Origin of the sequence: Microvirga pakistanensis (genome assembly GCF_004458765.1) — a bacterium.
Taxonomy (GTDB): Bacteria; Pseudomonadota; Alphaproteobacteria; order Rhizobiales; family Beijerinckiaceae; genus Microvirga; species Microvirga pakistanensis.
Genome location: NZ_SPJX01000595.1, coordinates 1 through 223 on the forward strand (window position 1 = coordinate 1; position 223 = coordinate 223).

1 protein-coding gene is annotated in these 223 nt (G+C 65.9%); it reads right to left on the reverse strand.

What is annotated here, in order from left to right; all coding sequences use genetic code 11:
- A partial coding sequence (locus tag E4K09_RS24020) for an ABC transporter substrate-binding protein (protein ID WP_244610660.1) occupies window positions 1-223 on the reverse strand: 223 nt, incomplete at both ends.

Below are 223 nucleotides of genomic sequence, written 5' to 3' on the forward strand. Positions count from 1 at the left end.
CGCCGGCCTGAGCGCGCTTGCGGTACTCGCCCCACTCGAAGCTCTTGATCTCAGCCTTCACGCCGATCTTGGCGAGGTCGGCCTGCATGAGCTCCGCGATGCGGCGGGCGTGTGGGTTGTAGGGACGCTGCACCGGCATCGCCCACAGGTCGGTCTCGAGACCGTTCGGATAACCGGCTTCCGCCAGAAGCTTCTTGGCCGCTTCCGGGTTGTACTCGTCGTC